The sequence below is a fragment of the Phenylobacterium sp. genome (genome assembly GCF_036563285.1).
In the GTDB taxonomy this organism is placed as follows: Bacteria; Pseudomonadota; Alphaproteobacteria; order Caulobacterales; family Caulobacteraceae; genus Phenylobacterium.
The window spans coordinates 692,339-710,320 of the sequence record NZ_DATCMR010000011.1 but is presented as its reverse complement, the minus strand read 5'-3'; the positions used below and the strand labels follow the sequence as shown (position 1 = coordinate 710,320).

The window sequence follows — 17,982 nt, the reverse complement described above, 5'->3', positions numbered from 1 at the left end:
CGCCGGGGAAGCGTCAAGGGATGGTGTCTTTCAGGCCTGCAACGCGGAGGAGGACCGCTGGCGCACCCGACACGATTCGAACGTGTGACCTTTGCCTTCGGAGGGCAACGCTCTATCCAGCTGAGCTACGGGTGCCTTCAGCGGACCGTGTCTCTAGCGGAAACGGCCGCGGGCCGCAAACGGCGCGGCGGATTTCACGCGGGCAATCAGCGCGGAAGCCTGCGCGGCTAGCTTCCGCCGCAAATCTCGGCCATCGAAAGGCCGGTATGTATCTGGGGAAGCGTCGATGAAGTCTTGGGTTCGTTGGGCGGCCGGCGGCGGCGGCGTTGCGGCGGTCGCGGCCTCTGTGGTGGTGGCGGGCGCGGTTTTGGGCGGCCAGGCCCAGGCCCAGGCGACCGACGATCCGGGCAAGGCCGTCTACGATCAGTACTGCGCCTCGTGCCACAACAACCCCGAACCCGGCAGCCGCGCGGCGCCCGTCGCGGGCCTGCGCCGGATGAGCGTCCAGACCATCACCACGGCGCTGACCTCCGGCGTCATGAAGCCCATCGGCGACCAGCTCGACCGGCGCCAGATCCAGGCCGTCGCCAACTACCTCGCCGCCCCGGCCGGGCCGCAGGGCACGGGCTGGATCGACGACAACCGCTGCTCCGCCGACCGCGCCAAGGTGGACTTGTCCGCCAAGCCGGCCCAGATCGGCTACGGAGTCGACCACGACAACTCCCGGCGGATGACCGCCGCCCAGGCGGGCCTCAAGACCGCCGACGTCGCCAAGCTGGAAGTGGCGTGGGCCTTCGCCATTCCGGGTGCGTCGGGCCTGCGCGGCCAGGGCGTGGTGGTGGGGAACACTCTCTTCTATCCGGCCGGCCAGGCGAGCCACGTGCTGGCGCTGGACACCAAGACCGGCTGCGTGAAATGGGCGACGCGGACCCCGGCGCAGATCCGCGCCAGCCTCACCTATGGCCGGCTCGGCCCGAACGGGCCCATGGCGCTGGTGGGCGGCGACTCCAGCGGCCAGCTGACGGCGCTCGACGCCCAGACCGGCAAGATCCTCTGGCGGGCCGATCCGCGGCACGACAAGCAGGTGCCGCTCTCGGGCACGCCGCTGTTCGCGGGCGACAAGATTCTGGTCCCGATTTCGGCGTCGGACGTGAGCCTCGCCATGCGCGCCGGCTACGCGTGCTGCAAGACCCACGGGGCGCTCGCCGCGGTGAGCGCGGCCGACGGCAAGCTGCTGTGGACCTGGCACACGATGGAGGACGCCAAGCCGCTCGGCCGCAAGAACTCGGCCGGCGTGGAGATGTTCGGCCCCTCCGGCGCGCCAATCTGGTCCAGCCCCTCGGTCGACCTGAAGAAGGGCGTGGCCTACACCTCCACCGGGGAGAACACCTCTCCGCCGGGGACCAACACCTCCGACGCCTTGGTGGCCGTCGACCTGGCCACCGGCCGGCAGAAGTGGGTGTTCCAGGCGCTCGCCAACGACATCTGGCACATGGCCTGCCCGGTCGGCGCGCCCAGGCCGGGGCAGACGGTGAACCCCAACTGCTTCTTCGCCGGCGAGGGCAGCGTGCTGCTCGACCACGACTTCGGCGGCGGGCCCGTGATCTGGCGGGGGCGTGGACGGGAGCTGATCCTCGGCGGGCAGAAGTCCGGCGACGTCTGGGCCGTCAACGCGGCCAACGGCAAGCTCGTCTGGCACAGGAAGTACGGCGAGGGCACCCCCCTGGGCGGCGTCCACTGGGGCATCGCCACCGACGGGGTGCGGGTCTTCGCCCCGATCGCCGACCCGAACGTTCCGGCCGAGAAGACCGCGGCGGGCATGTACGCCATCGATGTCGCGACCGGCAAAGAGGTCTGGCGCTGGAAGGCCCAGGCCGACTGCGCGAACGACCGCCAGAAGCGCGCGCCGGTCTGCGCCAACCGCTACGGCATCTCCGCGCCGCCGCTGGTGATCGACGGGGCGGTCGTGGCCGGCTCGCTGGACGGGAAGCTGTGGGTGTTCGACGCCGCCACGGGCAAGGTGCTGGCCGTGCACGACACCACCGGCGAGCACAGGACGGTCAACAAGGTCCCCGGCAAGGGCGGCACCATCGACGCGGCCGGCCCGTTCGCCGGCGACGGCATGGTGTTCGTCAGCTCCGGCTACGGCTCGTTCGGGCAGATTCCGGGCAACACGCTGATCGCCTACCGGCCGAAGCGCTGATCTCCCTTCCCTGAAGGGGAGGGCCGGGTGAGGAAGTGTGGGGCAGGAACTGGAGGCGGCGCTTGAACGCGACTCCCCCTCCCTGACCGCTTCCGGGTCTATCGCTCCCGAGAAGGGAGGGAGACGGCGCCGCTTAGGCCCCTGTGACTTCTTCCCAGAAGCGCTTGGCCTTGCCGAGGAAGCTGGCGGACTTGGGGTGCTGCTGTTCGGAGCAGCCGTCGGCGAATTCGCGCAGAAGCTCCTTCTGGCGGGCGGTGAGCCGGGTGGGCGTCTCGACGAACAGCTCGACGACCAGGTCGCCGCGCTCGCGCGAACGCAAGGACGGCATGCCGCGGCCCTTCACGCGCACGGTCTTGCCGGTCTGGGCGCCCTCGGGCACGCGGACCGGGATCTTGCACTCGCCGTCGCAGTTCTCGCCGCCCATCAGGCAGGGCGCGTCGATCTCGCCGCCCAGGGCCGCGATGGCCATGGGAACGGGCACGGTGCAGAGCAGGTCGAGGCCGTCGCGCTCGAAGAGCTCGTGCGGACGCACGGACAGGAAGATGTAGAGGTCCCCGCGCGGGCCGCTGCGGGCGCCGGAATCGCCCTCGCCGGCCAAGCGGATGCGGGCGCCGTCGTCGACGCCGGCCGGGATGCGCACCGACAGCGTGCGCTCGCGGCGCACCTGGCCCTGGCCACGGCATTCGGAGCACGGGTCCATGATCATCCGGCCCGAGCCGCCGCAGCGGGGGCAGGCCCGCTCGATGGAGAAGAAGCCCTGGGTGGCGCGCACGCGCCCGGCGCCCTGGCAGGTGGTGCAGGTGGTCGGCGAGGTGCCGGGCTTGGCGCCGGAACCTTCGCAGGCCTCGCAGGTCATAGCCGCCGGGACGGTGATCTCGACCTCGGCGCCTGCATAGGCCTGCTCGAGGGTGATCTCCAGGTCGTAGCGCAGGTCGGCGCCGCGGGCGGGCCCGCGGTTCTGCTGCTGACGGCCGCCGCGGCCGCCGAACATGTCACCGAAGACGTCGCCGAACACCTCATTGAAGATGTCGTGCACGTCGTGGAACTGGGCGCCGCCCGGTCCGCCGCCGCCCATGCCGTTCACGCCGGCATGGCCGAAGCGGTCGTAGGCCGCCCGCTTCTGCGGGTCAGAGAGGACCGAATAGGCCTCGTTGATTTCCTTGAACCGGCCCGCCGCCTCCTCGCAACCGCCGTTGCGGTCGGGGTGGTGGACCATCGCCTGCTTGCGGAACGCCGCCTTCAGGGCTGCGTCGTCGCAGCCGCGTTGAACGCCCAGGATCTCGTAATAGTCCCGCATCGGATCAGACGATCATCACTGACTTGTACTGGAGGTGGGATGGCCCCCGCCCGGCTGCAAGGTTTGTGACCGAGCGAGCGGGGGCCTCTAGTACCGCGAAGACGGCGGCGACGACCCCGATGGCGTCTTCGCATCTGAGGTGCGAGGTCGCCATGGGGCGGGTTGTCACGCCGACTTCTTCTCGTCGCCGTTCACTTCCTCGAATTCGGCGTCGACGACGTCGTCCGAAGAGGCGTCGGCCTGGCCTTCGGCACCCTGGTCCTCCGTGGACCCGGAGTCCTGCTGGGCCTTGTACATGGCTTCGCCCAGCTTCATCGAAGCCTGGATCAGGGCCTGGGTCTTCGCCGAGATGGCGTCGGCGTCGTCCAGCTCCGTCGCCTTCTTCAGGTCGTCGAGCGCGCCTTGGATGTCGGCGCGCTCGGTCTCGCCGACCTTGTCGCCGTGGTCCTTGAGCGCCCGCTCGGCGGTGTGTATCGCCGAATCCGCCTGGTTGCGGGCGTCGACCAGGGCCTTGCGCTTCTCGTCCTCGGCCCGATTGGACTCCGCCTCGCGGACCATGGCCTCGATGTCGCTGTCCGAGAGGCCGCCGTTGGCCTGGATGCGGATCGACTGCTCCTTGGAGGTCGCCTTGTCGCGGGCCGAGACGTTGACGATGCCGTTGGCGTCGATGTCGAAGGTGACCTCGACCTGCGGCACGCCCCGCGGGGCCGGGGGGATGCCCACCAGGTCGAACTGGCCCAGCATCTTGTTGTCCGCCGCCATGGGGCGCTCGCCCTGGAAGACCCGGATCGTCACGGCCGACTGGTTGTCGTCCGCGGTCGAGAAGGTCTGGGAGCGCTTGGTCGGGATTGTCGTGTTGCGCTCGATCAGCGGGGTGAACACGCCGCCCAGCGTCTCGATGCCGAGGGTCAGGGGGGTCACGTCGAGCAGCAGCACGTCCTTGACGTCGCCCTGCAGCACGCCGGCCTGGACCGCGGCGCCCAGCGCCACGACCTCGTCCGGGTTCACGCCGGTGTGCGGCTCGCGGCCGAAGAACGCCTTCACGGTTTCGACGACCTTGGGCATGCGGGTCATGCCGCCGACCAGGATCACCTCGTCGATGTCGGTCTTCTTCAGGCCGGCGTCCTTCAGCGCCTGCTCGCAGGGGCCGATCGTCTTGGCGATCAGGTCTTCGACCAGGGCTTCCAGCTTGGCGCGCGACAGCTTGATGTTGAGGTGCAGCGGGCCGGACGCGTTCATAGAGATGAAGGGCAGGTTCACCTCGTACTGGGTGGTGAAGCTGAGTTCCTTCTTGGCCTTCTCGCCCTCTTCCTTGAGGCGCTGGAGGGCCAGCTTGTCCTTGCGCAGGTCGACGCCCTGCTCCTTCTTGAACTCGTCGGCCAGGTAGTCGACGACGCGCATGTCGAAGTCCTCGCCGCCGAGGAAGGTGTCCCCGTTGGTGGACTTCACCTCGAACACGCCGTCACCGATCTCGAGGATCGAGACGTCGAAGGTGCCGCCGCCCAGGTCGTAGACCGCGATCTTCTTGCCGTCGTTCTTGTCGAGCCCGTAGGCCAGCGCCGCGGCGGTCGGCTCGTTGATGATCCGCAGGACCTCGAGGCCGGCGATCTTGCCGGCGTCCTTGGTGGCCTGGCGCTGGGCGTCGTTGAAGTAGGCCGGGACGGTGATGACCGCCTTCTCGACCTTCTCGCCGAGGTGCTGCTCGGCGGCTTCCTTCATCTTCTGCAGGATGAAGGCCGAGACCTGCTGCGGGGAGTAGTCCTTGCCGTGCGCCTTGACCCAGGCGTCGCCGGTCGGACCCTTGGTGATCTCGTAGGGCACCATGGCGCGGTCCTTCTCGACCATCGGGTCGGAGAAGTTGCGGCCGATCAGGCGCTTGATCGCGAACAGGGTGTTGGAGGGGTTGGTGACCGCCTGGCGCTTGGCCGGCTGGCCGACGAGGCGCTCGCCGTCTTCCATGAAGGCGACCACCGAGGGCGTCGTCCGAGCGCCTTCGGCGTTCTCGATCACCTTCGGCTGCTTGCCGTCCATGATGGCCACGCACGAGTTCGTGGTGCCCAGGTCGATGCCGATGATCTTGCTCATTTAGAGTCTGCTCGCTCCTAGTTGGCGGACGTCTTGGGGAAGCCTTCGAGTGAAGCGCTCATGGTGCGACGTCCCCGTCGATCGAACTTGCGCCGCCTTCCCTCCGGGAAGCCAGCGTCGCCAGCCGATATGGGGAAAGTTCCACACCCTGCAAGGGCGAATGTCCCTAATGCCGGCAAGGACATGACCGCTCAGCCCCGCCGCCAATGGGACTGCGCTCGGGCGTAGAGCTCCGGCGGGTGCGGGGCGCGGCCGCCGCGGGCGGATAGGAAGGCATGCTGCACCACCATGGCCTGCTGCTCGATGTTGAGCCCCGCGAACTCGGCGTCGCCGGTCAGGTCATAGGCGTACGAAGCGTGGCTGTCGCCCGCCTTGACCTTCGACAGGAGCAGGGAGACGCCGTTCTGGGCCTGCCACACATGGGTCAGCTCGTGGACGAAGACGCCCTGCACGGAGAGAGGCGCCTGGCTGAAGTCGAGGGGCGCGTCGGCCGCCGGCCAGACGATCAGGCCGGGGCCGGCCACAAAGGCGCGATTCCAGGCCGGAATAGCAAGGATGCGCACCCGGCCGGCGTCCAGCCCCTCCCCGAACACCTCGGCGGCGAGCGCCTGCTCTCCCGCGGTCAGGCGGCGCAGGCGCATCGGCTTCATGCGGGCCAGGGGCGCGTCCATTCCGCCTCAACGCACGAAAGCCCAAGCTGGGCTTTGCCGTCAGGTCAGAACGGCGGATCTTCGGGGGGCGGCGGAGCCTTCTCGGCCGGGGTCGGCGGGGCCGGTTCCGCGGCGGGAACCGGCGTGGCGGGCGTGACGGTCGTCTCGGCGGCCTTGACCTGCTCGGCCTCCAGCCTGGCCAGCCGCGCAGCTTCGGCCTTGGCCTTGGCGTCCGCCTCCTGCTTGGCCTTCTCTTCCGGGGTCAGCTCCGGCGGGGGCGGCGGGCCCTCGATGCGTTCCTGGCTGAGGGGCGTGGCCTCCATGGCCTGGAGGGCGCCGGCGCCGGACTTGCCCCGCGGACCTTCGCCCGGGAGGCGGCCGGGGGGCGAGGCGTTGTAGAGCGCCAGCGAGAACGAGCTCAGCGCGCCCAGGCCGATCAGCCAGGCGACGGCGCGCAGCATCGGGCGGGGCATCGTCCATTCCATGGCGCGAACCTAATCCGCCCGCCGCCGCGGCGGAAGTGGGAGGCATAGTAAACGCCCATTAACCCGGCCCGCGCGAAAGATGCCTTCAACTGACCCAAACGGAGGCGGCATGGCGCGGGTGGCGCGGAAAACGGGCGTGGAGCTCTTCTGGCACATCGCCGGGCTCGCCTGGGCGCATCCCCATACCGCGCGGCTTCGCGGCGGGGTGCTGACCGCCGCCGGCGTCGCCCTGGCGGTCGCCTTCGCCACCTACAATCCCGCCGACCCCAGCCTGAACGCCGCCAGCGCCGCGGAGCCCGCCAATGCGCTGGGCGGCCCAGGCGCCGTGCTGGCCGATATCGCCGTCCAGTCGCTGGGCCTCGCCTGCGGGGTCGCGGCGCTGTTGATGGTGGTGCTGGGCCTCGCGCGCGTCACCGCCCACGATCCCGACGAGAGCCGCGGACACCTACGTCTGCGCGCCGCGGTCGGCGTGCTCGGCCTCCTGGCGCTGGCGGGCGCCCTGGCCCTGCCGGTCCCGCCCGCCGCCTGGCCGCTCGCTAAGGGCCTGGGCGGCTTCTGGGGCGACGCCCTGCTGCACGGGCTGGCCGGCCTGCTCGCCTATGCCCACGTCCCCTTCGCCAAGGCGATCTCGGGGATCGCCCTGGCCCTCGGCGCGGTCGCGGCCGTGGGCTACGGCCTCGGCCTGTCGCGGCTCGACTTGCGCGGCGCGGCGGACTGGGCGCACGCGGCCCTGCAGCCGAAGCCGAAGCCCGTGGCGAAGCCCGAGCGCGCCGCTCGCGTCGCCCGTCGCGAGCGCGGAGACGGGATCCCCGACGCGGCCTTAGACGCCCAGGAACCTGCGCCGGCCGCGGCCCGCGAGCTAAAGGTCAAGGCGCCCAAGGCGCCGAAGGAAAGCGCCAAGGAGGCCCGCGAGGCGCAGGCCACCTTCGAGTTCGTCCGCCCCGCCTCCGGCTTCCAGTTGCCCGAGCTGTCGATGTTGGCCAAGCCGAAGCCGCGGGCCGCGCAATTCGACGAGGGCGCGCTGCGCCAGAACGCCCAGCTGCTGGAGAGCGTGCTGGCGGAGTTCGGGGTGCGCGGCGCGGTCGACCAGATCCGCCCGGGCCCCGTCGTCACCCTCTACGAGCTGGTCCCCGCCGCCGGCGTAAAGTCGGCCCGGGTCGTGGCGCTCTCCGACGACATCGCGCGGTCCATGAGCGTCGCCGCCTGCCGCGTCTCGGTGGTCCAGGGCCGCAACGCCATCGGCATCGAGCTGCCCAACCAGAAGCGCGAGACGGTCTACCTGCGCGACCTGCTGGCCTCCACCGAGTACGAGCGCGGCGGCCAGACCCTGCCCATGGCGCTGGGCGAGACGATCGGCGGCGAGCCCTACATCGCCGACCTCGCCAAGATGCCCCACCTGCTGATCGCCGGCACCACCGGCTCGGGCAAGTCGGTGGGCGTCAACGCCATGATCCTGTCGATCCTCTACCGCCTCGCGCCCGAGCAGTGCCGGCTGATCATGATCGACCCGAAGATGCTGGAGCTCTCGGTCTACGACGGCATCCCGCACCTGCTGGCGCCCGTCGTCACAGACCCGAAGAAGGCGATCGTCGCCCTGAAGTGGACCGTGCGCGAGATGGAGGACCGCTACCGGCGGATGTCCAAGATCGGCGTGCGCAACGTCGCCTCCTACAACGAGCGCGCCAAGGAGGCCGCGGCCAAGGGCGAGCACTTCGAGCGGACCGTCCAGACCGGCTTCGACGAGGCCGGCCGGCCGATCTACGAGAGCGAGAAGATCACGCCTGAGCCCATGCCCTATCTCGTCGTGGTCATCGACGAGGTGGCCGACCTGATGATGGTCGCCGGCAAGGACATCGAAGGCGCCGTGCAGCGCCTGGCGCAGATGGCGCGGGCCGCCGGCATCCACCTGATCATGGCCACCCAGCGGCCCTCGGTGGACGTGATCACCGGCACCATCAAGGCCAACTTCCCGACCCGGATCAGCTTCCAGGTCACCTCCAAGATCGACAGCCGCACCATCCTGGGCGAGCAGGGCGCCGAGCAGCTGCTGGGCCAGGGCGACCAGCTCTACATGGCCGGCGGCGGCCGCATCACCCGCCTGCACGGGCCCTTCGTCTCCGACGGCGAGGTGGAAGCCGTGGCCAGGTTCCTGCGCGAGCAGGGCCAGCCGCAATACCTCGAGGAGGTCACCGCGGGGGGCGAGGAGGAGGCGGAAGCCGGCGAACTTGGCTTCGGCGGCGACGGCGAGGGCAACGACCTCTACGACCGCGCCGTGGCCGTGGTCACCCGCGACGGCAAGGCGTCGACCAGCTACATCCAGCGCCGGCTGCAGATCGGCTACAACCGCGCCGCCTCGCTCATCGAGCGCATGGAGCAGGAAGGCGTCGTCGGCCCCGCCAACCACGCCGGCAAGCGCGAGATCCTCGTCAGCGCCGCGCCCTAGCGCTTACCGCCGGCCGGCTTGTGGCCCCTGGTCATGGGGTCTGGCTTCTTCGGCAGCCGCCGCGCCCCTTCGGACGCGTAGCGCTCCTGGCTCGACCCCAGTCCCATGCGCCCCGGCTGCTGCTCGCGGATGTTGGACTCGCCGCTCTGGATGCGCGCGATGGCGTCGCGGAGGGCCGCGGCGGTCTCGAAGTCCTGCGCCTCTACGGCCTCGTTCATCCGCCGTTCCAGGTCGGCCAGTATGCTCATGATCTCCGGAACGGCCGCGGAAGCTTCGGCGTTGCAAGCGCCCTGAAGCAGCCCTAATGCCGCCCCCAATGCCGACACGGCCGCTTGCGATGGAGTTTCGATGAGCCTCACCCGCCGCAGCCTGAGCATCGCCCTCGCCGCCAGCGCGTTTGCGCCGTCGGCGCTGGCGCAGAACGCCGCCCTCTCCGCTGACGACAAGGCGCTGGTGGACCGCGCCGTCGCCTACCTGCAAGGGATGACGGAAGCCAAAGGCCGCTTTGTCCAGACCGACGCCCGCGGCCGCAACAGCCAGGGCTCGATCTACCTGAAGCGCCCCGGGAAGGCCCGCTTCGCCTACGACCCGCCCTCCGGTCTGACCGTCGTCTCCGACGGCGCCGCCGTGCTGGTGAAGGACGACCGGCTGAAGACCTTCGACCGCTATCCGTTGGCTTCGACGCCGCTCTCGCTGTTCCTGGCCAAGCAGATCCGCCTCGATCGCGGCGTCTCGGTCACTCGGCTGGCGCGCCACGCCGACGGCTTCACCATCACTGCCCGCGACGGGACCAAGAAGACCGCCGGCCAGATCTCGCTGACCTTCACCAATGCGCCGATGCAGCTCACCGGCTGGGCCGTGGTCGACGCCCAGGGTCGTCAGACGCGGGTCAAGCTCGTCGGCCTGGAGCGCGCCTCCGGCCTCGACGCTGGCCTCTTCACGATGAAGAACCCGTTCCGCCAGACACAGAAGGGGCCGGGCCGGGTGTGACAATCGCGTGACGGTCAAGCGTTAACGAACGACCGCTTTGACATGGGCCGGCGCCTGTAGCCATAATGCCTCATCTCGCCTGAGCGCAGCGTTGCGCTCCAGGCGGGCCGTGCCGGAACCTATCCCCTCCCGGCCGCGGCATGAGAGACCACTGATACGCCCGGGCTTTCTCCAGTGCCCGGGCGTTTCTTTGCCGCGTTCCCAACGCTTGCCCGCCGCCCTATGTGAGCGCCCATGCGCCTTCGGATCTGCACTTGGAACGTCAACTCCGTGCGCCTGCGCCATGAGCAGGCGGCGAAGTTCGTGCGCGAGCATGATCCGGACGTGCTGTGCATGCAGGAGATCAAGTGCCGGGAGGGCGAGTTCCCCCGCGAGGCCTTCGTCGAGATGGGCCTGCCCTACCTGAAGATCGCCGGCCAGAAGGGCTGGCACGGCGTGGCCATCGCCTCGCGCTTCCCCATCGAGGAGGCCCCGGCGCTGCAGGTCTGCCGCGAAGGCCACGCCCGCTGCGTAGGCGGCAAGATCGCGGGCGTCGAGGTCCACAACTTCTACATCCCGGCGGGCGGCGACACGCCCGACCGCGACGCGAACCCGAAGTTCGACCACAAACTCGACTTCTACGAGAAGCTGACGGCCGAGCTGGCCCGCCGCGATCCGCAGGACCCCATCGCCATCGTCGGCGACCTCAACGTGGCGCCCGGCGAGTTCGACGTCTGGAACCACCGCTACATGTCGAAGATCGTCAGCCACACGCCGGTGGAGGTGGAGGCGTTCGGCAAGCTGATGGGCTCGCTGGGCTTCATCGACCTGCTGCGCGAGACCACGCCCGAGCCCCAGAAGCTGGCCTCCTGGTGGAGCTACCGCGCCCAGGACTTCCGCCTCTCCAACCGCGGCCTGCGCCTGGACCACATCCTGGTGACGCCGGGCCTGCGCGACGCCGCTTTCCGCCTGGGTGCGGCGGCCTGCCGCGTCCACGACGACGTCCGCGCCTGGGAACGCCCCAGCGACCACGCCCCCGTGACGGCCGACCTGGTGCTCTAGGGCGCCAGCCGGTACCCGCCCGCTTCAGTCAGCAGCAGCCGCGCGTTGGCAGGGTCGCTCTCGATCTTCTGGCGCAGGCGGTACACGTGGGTCTCGAGCGTGTGGGTCGTCACCCCGGCGTTGTAGCCCCAGACCTCCGCCAGCAGCTCCTCGCGCGAAACCGGCTTCTCGCCGGCGCGGTAGAGGTACTTCAGGATGTTGGTTTCCTTCTCCGTCAGCCGGATCTTCTTCTGGTGATCGTCGACCAGCAGCTTGGCGGCGGGACGGAACTCGTAGGTCCCCAGCCGGAAGACCGCGCCCTCGGAGTGCTCGTGGCTGCGCAGCTGCGCCCGGATGCGGGCCAGCAGGACGGCGAACTTGTAGGGCTTGGTGACATAGTCGTTGGCCCCGGAGTCCAGGCCCTGGACCGTGTCGTCGTCCGTATCCGCCGCGGTCAGCATGATCACCGGCGAGGCCACGCCGCCCTGACGCATGCGCCGGCAGGCCTCGCGGCCGTCCATGTCGGGCAGGTCGACGTCCAGCAGGATGAGGTCGGGCTTCTTGTCCTGGGCCAGGTTCACCCCGTCGCCGGCGGTCGCCGCCTCCAGGGTGATGAAGTCTTCCGCCTGCAGCTGTTCGGCCACCGCGCCGCGAAGGTCCGCGTCATCGTCGACGATGAGGAGGGTCTTACGTTGAGGCATGATTAGAACATGCACCCTATCCTGGCCGCGGGGCAAAGCCCCTTTTTGAGAGTCTGGTCTTGAACTTCGTCGCCACCGCGGACGGACAGCTCGATATCGGAAGCCGCAAGGTGCGCTGCGCCCTGGGTCCGGCAGGCGTTGTTCCGGCCGCGGAGAAGCGCGAAGGCGACGGCGCCTCACCGGCCGGCGTCTGGCCGATCCGCAGGGTGCTTTACCGTCCGGACAAGGGCCCGCCGCCCCAGTCTTACTTCGAGGTCGAGCCGATCTCGGAGGACGACGGCTGGTGCGACGACCCGGCGGACGACGCCTACAACCGTCCGGTCAAGCTGCCGTACCCGTCCAGCGCCGAGCGCCTGTGGCGCGACGACGGCATCTACGACATCGTCGTCATCCTCGGGCACAACGACGACCCGCCGTTCCCGGGGGCCGGCTCGGCCATCTTCCTGCACCTTAACCGGCCGGGCTACACGCCAACCCAGGGCTGCGTGGCCATCGCCCGCGAGGACCTCGAGGAGCTGCTGCGCCACGCCCGCCCGGGCGACGCGGTGGAGATCAGGTCCTAGTCCCGAAGATCGCCGAGCCCACCCGCACGCTGGTGGCCCCGAAGCGGATGGCCGTCTCGAAGTCGTCGCTCATCCCCATGGAGAGCTTCGCAAGGCCGTTGCGCGCGGCGATCTTGGCCAGCAGGGCGAAATGCGGCCCGGGCGGCTCGGCCAGCGGCGGGATGCACATCAGCCCCTCCGGATTGAGGCCGTAGCTCGTTCGGCAGGCGGCGATGAAGCCGTCGGCGTCTGCCGGGAGCACGCCGGCCTTCTGCGCCTCCTCGCCGGTGTTCACCTGCACATAGAGGCGCGGCAGCCGCCCCTGCCGCTGCACCTCCTCGGCCAGCACGCGCGCCAGCTTCTCGCGGTCGAGGCTCTCGATCACGTCGAAAAACCCCACCGCCTCCTTGGCCTTGTTGGTCTGCAAGGGGCCGATCAGGTGCAGGGCGAGCCCGTCGGCTTCGCCCGCCCAGCGCGCCATGGCCTCCTGCACCCGGTTCTCGCCGAACACCGTGTGGCCGGCCGCCAGCACCGGGGCGATCGCCTCCCACGGCTGCTGCTTGGAGACGGCGACGAGGGTGACATCCGCCGGATCTCGGCCGCAGGCTTGCGCCGCGCGGGCGATCCGGGCCACGACGTCGGCATAGGCAGGAGGAGCGGCGGCCATTCCGGTGAGCTTCTGGACCCTGAGGCGGACAGCCGCGCTCTTAAAGCGCCCCGCGTCCGCGCGGAAGCTGCCGCGGCTGCTGTTCTTCACCGATGCGGAGCGGACGCCAAACGCCGAGGCCGTCGCCGCAACCCTGCCGCCCGACAGCGCCGTGGTGTTCCGCGCCTTCGGGGCGGCGGACGCGGAGGCGCAAGCCCGCCGCCTGCTCGCCATCTGCCGCGCCGGCCGCTGCAAGCTGTTGATCGGGGCCGACCACAGCCTTGCCCTTAGGATCGGGGCAGATGGCGTCCACCTGCCCGAGCGCCTGGCGCACCGCGCCCGCGCCGTCCGTCGCCACGGCTGGATCGTCACCGCCGCCGCCCACTCGGAACGCGCCGCGCGCGGGGCGCTCGCCGCGGGTGCGGACGCGGCGGTGGTGTCGGTGATCTTCCCCAGCCGCAGTCCGTCCGCAGCACGCGCCATGGGACCGTTGCGCCTTGCGCGGCTTGCCCGCGGGGTGCCGGGGCAGCTCTATGCTTTGGGAGGAGTCGGCAATGAAACGGCCCGCCGTCTGAAGGACGCGGGCCTTGTGGGACTAGCGGCAGTGGAGGGACTGGCGGGCTCTAGAACTTGAACACCGACTCCAGGCGGACCCGCGGCTGGCCGTCGGCGGGATCGGGCTTCTTCGGGCCGGGGACCACCTTCTGGTCGCCCAGGGCCACCGAGCCGCCGACCCGAAGCGACGGGGTGATGCGGTAGTAGGCGCCGGCCGCCACGTCGTTGGCGGTGGACGGGCGCGCGTCAGACTGGCCGAGGTTGAAGGTCAGGCCCCATTTCCGCAGGCGGGCGTCCCAGGTCAGGGTCTTCGATCCCGTAAGCGAACCCGGGCTATCCTGGCGGACGGTGAAGTCGACCTTTGGCTTCGGCTGCGCGTCGGCCGCCGTCGCGCCGAAAAGCGCGGCCGCGGCGATCAGGAAAGCGATCCGGCGAGCCGACATAACCAACTATATAGCCCCTAAGCCCCGCATTTTGAGTCCTCAGGTGGAGAGCCCATCACGGTTGAGCTCGATTAGAGACCCCCATAACGCGCGGTCAACCGACTCCGTGGCCGCGCCACACCGATGATCTTGCGCCTGTGGCGACAAGGCCACGCGATTCCTGTTTGGCGTAGGCGGGGCCGTTGTTATACAGGCGCCGGCGCGGGGCGGCGCCGTGGCGCGGCGCGCCACGGGGATATCGTTGGAGCTTTACAGAATGCCGTTTGTGCGCAGGTCCTGGTTGCGTGGCGTTTCCTATGGCGTGGTCGCGGCGAGCGTCCTGGCGATGGGTGGGTGCGGCGCCCTGCCGAAGTTCGGCCGCGGCGGGGATCAGCCCAAGTCGTCCTCCGCCAACGCCCCGGCGATCGGCGTCAACGGCTACCTGTGGCGCGCGACGCTGGACACCCTGTCCTTCATGCCGCTGGCCTCGGCCGACCCGTACGGCGGCGTGATCATCACCGACTGGTACTCAAACCCCGAGAAGCCGGACGAGCGCTTCAAGGCCACCGTCTACATCCTGGACTCGCGCCTGCGCGCCGACGGCCTGAACGTCGCCGTCTTCAAGCAGAACCGCGACGGCGGCGGCAACTGGATCGATGCGCCGACGGCCGCTCAGACCGAGACCGACATCGAGAACGCCATCCTGACCCGCGCGCGCCAGCTTCGACTTTCGAACATCCGGGGCTAGTCCCCGAGGTCCGTTAAGTCGACGCGCCGCTTCTCCTTTTAGGCCGTTGACCGGAAGCCGAACTCCTGTCCAAAGGCCCTGCGATGGCCCGCTACAACCCGAAAGAGACAGAGCCCAAGTGGCGTAAGCGCTGGGACGAGGCGCAGGCGTTCAAGGCGCAGATCCGCAAGGACGCGCCCAAGTACTACGTGCTGGAGATGTTCCCCTACCCGTCGGGGCGCCTGCACATGGGCCATGTGCGCAACTACAGCCTCGGCGACGTGATCGCCCGATTCAAGCGCGCCCGCGGGTTTTCGGTGCTGCATCCCATGGGCTGGGACGCCTTCGGCCTGCCGGCGGAGAACGCCGCCATGGAGCGCGGCGTCGACCCCAAGGGCTGGACGTACGACAACATCGCCCGGATGCGGGACGAGCTGAAGCAGCTGGGCCTGTCCATCGACTGGAGCCGCGAGTTCGCCACCTGCGACGTGGAGTACTACGGCAAGCAGCAGGCCTGGTTCCTGGAGCTGTTCAAGCGCGGCTTGGTCTACCGCCGCGAAGCCACGGTGAACTGGGACCCGGTGGACCAGACCGTGCTCGCCAACGAGCAGGTGGTCGAGGGCCGCGGCTGGCGCTCCGGGGCGGTCGTGGAGAAGCGCAAGCTGAACCAGTGGTTCCTGCGCATCACCGACTATGCCGACCAGCTGGTGGACGACCTGAAGACCCTGGACCGCTGGCCGGACAAGGTCCGCGTCATGCAGGAGAACTGGATCGGCCGGTCCAAGGGCCTGCGGATGACCTTCCCCTTCGCGGGCGAGGCGCCGGCCGGCGCGGGCGATGGCATCGAGGTCTACACCACCCGCCCCGACACCCTCTTCGGCGCCAGCTTCGTCGGCATCGCTCCGGACCATCCGCTGGCCGAGCAGCTGGCCGCCTCCGATCCCAAGGCCGCCGCCTTCATCGCCCAGGCCCGCAAGGGCGCGGTCTCCGAGGCCGAGATCGAGACCGCCGAGAAGATCGGCTACGACACCGGCCTGAAGGTGAAGCACCCGTTCGATCCGAACTGGGAGCTGCCGGTCTGGATCGCCAACTTCATCCTCATGGACTACGGCACCGGGGCGATCTTCGCCTGCCCGGCCCACGACCAGCGCGACCTGGACTTCTCGCGCAAGTACGGCCTGCCGGTGAAGGAGGTCGTCCTGCCGCCGGGCGCCGATCCGGCCAGCTTCGAGGTCGGCGACGAGGCCTATGTCGGCCCCGGCACGATCTTCCGCTCCGAGTTCCTGGACGGTCTGGACGTGGAGACCGCCAAGGCCGCCGCGATCGACCGCATCGAGGCGTTGGGCCTGGGCAAGGGCGCGACCGTCTACCGCCTGCGCGACTGGGGCGTCGCGCGCCAGCGCGGCTGGGGCTGCCCGATCCCGGTGGTCCACTGCGAGACGCACGGGGTGGTGCCGCTGCCGAAGGAGGCCCTGCCCGTCGCCCTGCCGGACGACATGGAGTTCGGCAAGCCCGGCAACGCGCTGGCCCGCCATCCGACCTGGAAGCACACCACCTGCCCGACCTGCGGCGGCCCGGCGCAACGCGAGACCGACACGCTGGACACCTTCGTGGACAGCTCCTGGTACTTCGCACGCTTCGCCAATTCCGACGCGGACGAGCCCATCGACAAGGCCGCGGCCGACTACTGGCTGCCGGTGGACCAGTACATCGGCGGCATCGAACACGCGGTGCTGCACCTGCTCTACGCGCGCTTCGTCACCAAGGCGCTGGCCGACGAGGGCGACCTCTCCGTCCGCGAGCCGTTCGCGGGCCTGTTCACGCAAGGCATGGTCACCCACGAGACCTACCGCCGGCAGAACGGCGAGTGGGTCGAGCCGCGCGAGGTGGAGATCGAGGCGGAGGGCAAGACCCGTCGCGCCAGGCTCGTCGAGACCGGCGAGCCCATCGTCATCGGCGACGTCGAGAAGATGTCGAAGTCGAAGAAGAACACGGTGGCGCCGGAGGAGATCTTCGACGTCTACGGCGTCGACGCCGCGCGCCTGTTCGTGCTCTCCGACTCCCCGCCCGAGCGCGACTCTCAGTGGTCGACGTCCGGCGTCCAGGGCGCCTGGCGCTTCGTCAACCGCGTCTGGGACGAGTTCGACAGCCATGCCGCCGCGGTCGATTGGCCGGACGTGCTGCTGGAGAAGACCGGCGCGGCCCATGAGCTGCACAAGGCCACGCACCGCACGATCAAGGCGGTGACGGAGGCCATCGAGACCTTCCGCTTCAACTCGGCGATCGCACGGCTCTACGAGTTCCTCAACGTGCTCAAGGCCAACCCGCCGGTGGACGGCGATCCCGTCATCCTGGCCGCCCGCCACGAGGCGCTGCAGGCCTTCGCGCGGCTCATGGCCCCGTTCACGCCGCACCTGGCGGAGGAGTGCTGGGCCCGCATCGGCGGCGCGGGTCTGGTGGTCGACGCCCCCTGGCCGGAGTTCGATCCCGCGATGGTGGAGGAGGCGATCCGCGTCCTGCCCGTGCAGGTGAACGGCAAGCGCCGCGGGGAAATCTCCGCGCCCGCCGGCGCCGAGCCGGCCGAGGTGGAGAAGATCGTGCTTGACGATCCGGAGATCGCGAGGCGCCTTGAGGGCCTGACCATCCGCAAGGTGATCGTGGTCAAGGACCGCATCGTCAACATCGTGGCGGCCTAGGGGGGCGGAGTTGAGGAAGACGCTGGTTCTTGCCGGCCTCATGGCGGCGGCCTCCACCGGGCTTGCCGGATGCGGGTTCACGCCGCTCTACGCCCAGCCGGGCCTGGCCTCCAACCTGGCGTCCATCGAGGTGGTCGCGCCGGAGGGCCGCACCGGGTACCTGCTGCGCCAGCACCTGGACGACGCGCTCGCGAAGAACCGCGCCGGCGCGCCGGCCTACCGCATGGACCTGCAGATCGGCGAGCAGCGCTACCCGCGCGGCATCCGCATCGACAACGTCGCCACCCGCTACGAGTACGTGCTCACCGCCAGCTACCAGCTGGCGTCCCTGCCCTCCGGCGCGGTCGCCAAGCGGGGCTCGGTGCGGGTGACACTCACCTACGACTCGGCCGACCAGCCGTACGCCGCCATCGCCGCCCAGCAGGACGCCCAGGACCGCGCCGCCGAGCAGGCCGCCCGCGAGATCCAGCTCGAGCTCGCCGTCTGGCTCGCCAACGAGGGGCGCCGCGGCGCGTAAGGG

General features: G+C 70.0%; 17 protein-coding genes and 1 tRNA gene. 9 read left to right on the top strand and 9 right to left on the bottom strand.

Annotation, left to right across the window (positions count from 1 at the left end; all coding sequences use genetic code 11):
* Positions 1 to 58 precede the first annotated feature (58 nt).
* Positions 59 to 135, bottom strand: a tRNA-Arg gene (locus VIL76_RS14205).
* Positions 136 to 286: 151 nt separating this feature from the next.
* Here VIL76_RS14205 and VIL76_RS14200 point away from each other — a divergent pair.
* Positions 287 to 2,203 (top strand): PQQ-binding-like beta-propeller repeat protein, encoded by a 1,917-nt coding sequence (locus tag VIL76_RS14200; protein WP_332045685.1) that lies wholly within the window; start codon positions 287 to 289, stop codon positions 2,201 to 2,203.
* Between the two features lie 133 nt (positions 2,204 to 2,336).
* Here VIL76_RS14200 and dnaJ read toward each other — a convergent pair whose 3' ends face one another.
* The 4 genes from dnaJ to VIL76_RS14180 all read right to left on the bottom strand — a co-directional run bounded on the left by dnaJ (position 2,337) and on the right by VIL76_RS14180 (position 6,708).
* Positions 2,337 to 3,500 (bottom strand): molecular chaperone DnaJ, encoded by a 1,164-nt coding sequence (gene dnaJ / locus VIL76_RS14195; RefSeq protein ID WP_332045684.1) that lies wholly within the window; start codon positions 3,498 to 3,500, stop codon positions 2,337 to 2,339.
* 165 nt (positions 3,501 to 3,665) lie between these two features.
* Positions 3,666 to 5,585, bottom strand: coding sequence for a molecular chaperone DnaK (gene dnaK / locus VIL76_RS14190; protein ID WP_332045683.1), 1,920 nt, complete (start codon positions 5,583 to 5,585; stop codon positions 3,666 to 3,668).
* Positions 5,586 to 5,776: 191 nt separating this feature from the next.
* On the bottom strand, positions 5,777 to 6,256 hold the full coding sequence (locus VIL76_RS14185; protein ID WP_332045682.1) for a hypothetical protein: 480 nt from the start codon (positions 6,254 to 6,256) through the stop codon (positions 5,777 to 5,779).
* A 44-nt stretch (positions 6,257 to 6,300) separates the two neighbouring features.
* Positions 6,301 to 6,708: a hypothetical protein gene (locus VIL76_RS14180; RefSeq protein ID WP_332045681.1), complete on the bottom strand. Its 408-nt coding sequence runs from the start codon at positions 6,706 to 6,708 to the stop codon at positions 6,301 to 6,303.
* Between the two features lie 121 nt (positions 6,709 to 6,829).
* Here VIL76_RS14180 and VIL76_RS14175 point away from each other — a divergent pair, with 121 nt between their 5' ends.
* Positions 6,830 to 9,163 (top strand): FtsK/SpoIIIE family DNA translocase, encoded by a 2,334-nt coding sequence (locus VIL76_RS14175; RefSeq protein WP_332045680.1) that lies wholly within the window; start codon positions 6,830 to 6,832, stop codon positions 9,161 to 9,163.
* Here VIL76_RS14175 and VIL76_RS14170 read toward each other — a convergent pair.
* Positions 9,160 to 9,411: a UvrB/UvrC motif-containing protein gene (locus VIL76_RS14170; RefSeq protein ID WP_332045679.1), complete on the bottom strand. Its 252-nt coding sequence runs from the start codon at positions 9,409 to 9,411 to the stop codon at positions 9,160 to 9,162. The two genes, VIL76_RS14175 and VIL76_RS14170, sit on opposite strands and share 4 nt — an antisense overlap.
* A 100-nt stretch (positions 9,412 to 9,511) precedes the next feature.
* On the opposite strand from VIL76_RS14170, the gene VIL76_RS14165 reads away from it, so the two are divergent.
* Together VIL76_RS14165 and xth are read left to right on the top strand one after the other, a co-directional pair.
* Complete coding sequence (locus tag VIL76_RS14165) at positions 9,512 to 10,153, top strand: LolA family protein (protein ID WP_332045678.1); 642 nt, start codon at positions 9,512 to 9,514, stop codon at positions 10,151 to 10,153.
* A 234-nt stretch (positions 10,154 to 10,387) separates the two neighbouring features.
* The gene (gene xth / locus VIL76_RS14160) at positions 10,388 to 11,194 is read left to right on the top strand and encodes an exodeoxyribonuclease III (protein WP_332045677.1); all 807 of its coding nucleotides are present in this window, start codon (positions 10,388 to 10,390) and stop codon (positions 11,192 to 11,194) included.
* On the opposite strand, the gene VIL76_RS14155 is transcribed toward xth, so the two are convergent.
* Positions 11,191 to 11,874, bottom strand: a complete 684-nt coding sequence (locus tag VIL76_RS14155; RefSeq protein WP_332045676.1) for a response regulator transcription factor — start codon at positions 11,872 to 11,874, stop codon at positions 11,191 to 11,193. The two genes, xth and VIL76_RS14155, sit on opposite strands and share 4 nt — an antisense overlap.
* 59 nt (positions 11,875 to 11,933) lie before the next feature.
* On the opposite strand from VIL76_RS14155, the gene VIL76_RS14150 reads away from it, so the two are divergent.
* Positions 11,934 to 12,437 (top strand): L,D-transpeptidase family protein, encoded by a 504-nt coding sequence (locus VIL76_RS14150; protein ID WP_332045675.1) that lies wholly within the window; start codon positions 11,934 to 11,936, stop codon positions 12,435 to 12,437.
* On the opposite strand, the gene VIL76_RS14145 is transcribed toward VIL76_RS14150, so the two are convergent.
* Complete coding sequence (locus VIL76_RS14145; RefSeq protein ID WP_332045674.1) at positions 12,427 to 13,083, bottom strand: YggS family pyridoxal phosphate-dependent enzyme; 657 nt, start codon at positions 13,081 to 13,083, stop codon at positions 12,427 to 12,429. The genes VIL76_RS14150 and VIL76_RS14145 overlap by 11 nt on opposite strands.
* Before the next feature lie 4 nt (positions 13,084 to 13,087).
* Between VIL76_RS14145 and VIL76_RS14140 the strand changes: the two genes are divergently transcribed.
* Entirely contained in the window at positions 13,088 to 13,696 is a 609-nt protein-coding gene (locus VIL76_RS14140; protein ID WP_332045673.1) for a thiamine phosphate synthase, read from the top strand.
* Here the strand turns inward: VIL76_RS14140 and VIL76_RS14135 are convergent.
* A complete protein-coding gene (locus VIL76_RS14135; RefSeq protein ID WP_332045672.1) occupies positions 13,686 to 14,060 on the bottom strand; it encodes an NtrZ family periplasmic regulatory protein in 375 nt (124 codons plus the stop codon). The genes VIL76_RS14140 and VIL76_RS14135 overlap by 11 nt on opposite strands.
* Positions 14,061 to 14,316: 256 nt before the next feature.
* Here VIL76_RS14135 and VIL76_RS14130 point away from each other — a divergent pair, with 256 nt between their 5' ends.
* From VIL76_RS14130 to lptE, 3 genes are all read left to right on the top strand, one after another.
* On the top strand, positions 14,317 to 14,787 hold the full coding sequence (locus tag VIL76_RS14130; protein ID WP_332045671.1) for a DUF3576 domain-containing protein: 471 nt from the start codon (positions 14,317 to 14,319) through the stop codon (positions 14,785 to 14,787).
* 83 nt (positions 14,788 to 14,870) lie between these two features.
* Positions 14,871 to 17,462: a leucine--tRNA ligase gene (gene leuS / locus VIL76_RS14125; protein ID WP_332045670.1), complete on the top strand. Its 2,592-nt coding sequence runs from the start codon at positions 14,871 to 14,873 to the stop codon at positions 17,460 to 17,462.
* A 10-nt stretch (positions 17,463 to 17,472) separates the two neighbouring features.
* Positions 17,473 to 17,979, top strand: coding sequence for an LPS assembly lipoprotein LptE (gene lptE / locus VIL76_RS14120; RefSeq protein ID WP_332045669.1), 507 nt, complete (start codon positions 17,473 to 17,475; stop codon positions 17,977 to 17,979).
* Positions 17,980 to 17,982: the final 3 nt, after the last annotated feature.

Bases quoted from the DNA above. Each gene is read 5' to 3' on its own strand.
- VIL76_RS14200 (WP_332045685.1), top strand. From the start codon at position 287: ATGAAGTCTTGGGTTCGTTGGGCGGCCGGCGGCGGCGGCGTTGCGGCG.
- dnaJ (WP_332045684.1), bottom strand. From the start codon at position 3,500: ATGCGGGACTATTACGAGATCCTGGGCGTTCAACGCGGCTGCGACGAC.
- dnaK (WP_332045683.1), bottom strand. From the start codon at position 5,585: ATGAGCAAGATCATCGGCATCGACCTGGGCACCACGAACTCGTGCGTG.
- VIL76_RS14185 (WP_332045682.1), bottom strand. From the start codon at position 6,256: ATGGACGCGCCCCTGGCCCGCATGAAGCCGATGCGCCTGCGCCGCCTG.
- VIL76_RS14180 (WP_332045681.1), bottom strand. From the start codon at position 6,708: ATGCCCCGCCCGATGCTGCGCGCCGTCGCCTGGCTGATCGGCCTGGGC.
- VIL76_RS14175 (WP_332045680.1), top strand. From the start codon at position 6,830: ATGGCGCGGGTGGCGCGGAAAACGGGCGTGGAGCTCTTCTGGCACATC.
- VIL76_RS14170 (WP_332045679.1), bottom strand. From the start codon at position 9,411: ATGAGCATACTGGCCGACCTGGAACGGCGGATGAACGAGGCCGTAGAG.
- VIL76_RS14165 (WP_332045678.1), top strand. From the start codon at position 9,512: ATGAGCCTCACCCGCCGCAGCCTGAGCATCGCCCTCGCCGCCAGCGCG.
- xth (WP_332045677.1), top strand. From the start codon at position 10,388: ATGCGCCTTCGGATCTGCACTTGGAACGTCAACTCCGTGCGCCTGCGC.
- VIL76_RS14155 (WP_332045676.1), bottom strand. From the start codon at position 11,874: ATGCCTCAACGTAAGACCCTCCTCATCGTCGACGATGACGCGGACCTT.
- VIL76_RS14145 (WP_332045674.1), bottom strand. From the start codon at position 13,083: ATGGCCGCCGCTCCTCCTGCCTATGCCGACGTCGTGGCCCGGATCGCC.
- VIL76_RS14135 (WP_332045672.1), bottom strand. From the start codon at position 14,060: ATGTCGGCTCGCCGGATCGCTTTCCTGATCGCCGCGGCCGCGCTTTTC.
- VIL76_RS14130 (WP_332045671.1), top strand. From the start codon at position 14,317: ATGCCGTTTGTGCGCAGGTCCTGGTTGCGTGGCGTTTCCTATGGCGTG.
- leuS (WP_332045670.1), top strand. From the start codon at position 14,871: ATGGCCCGCTACAACCCGAAAGAGACAGAGCCCAAGTGGCGTAAGCGC.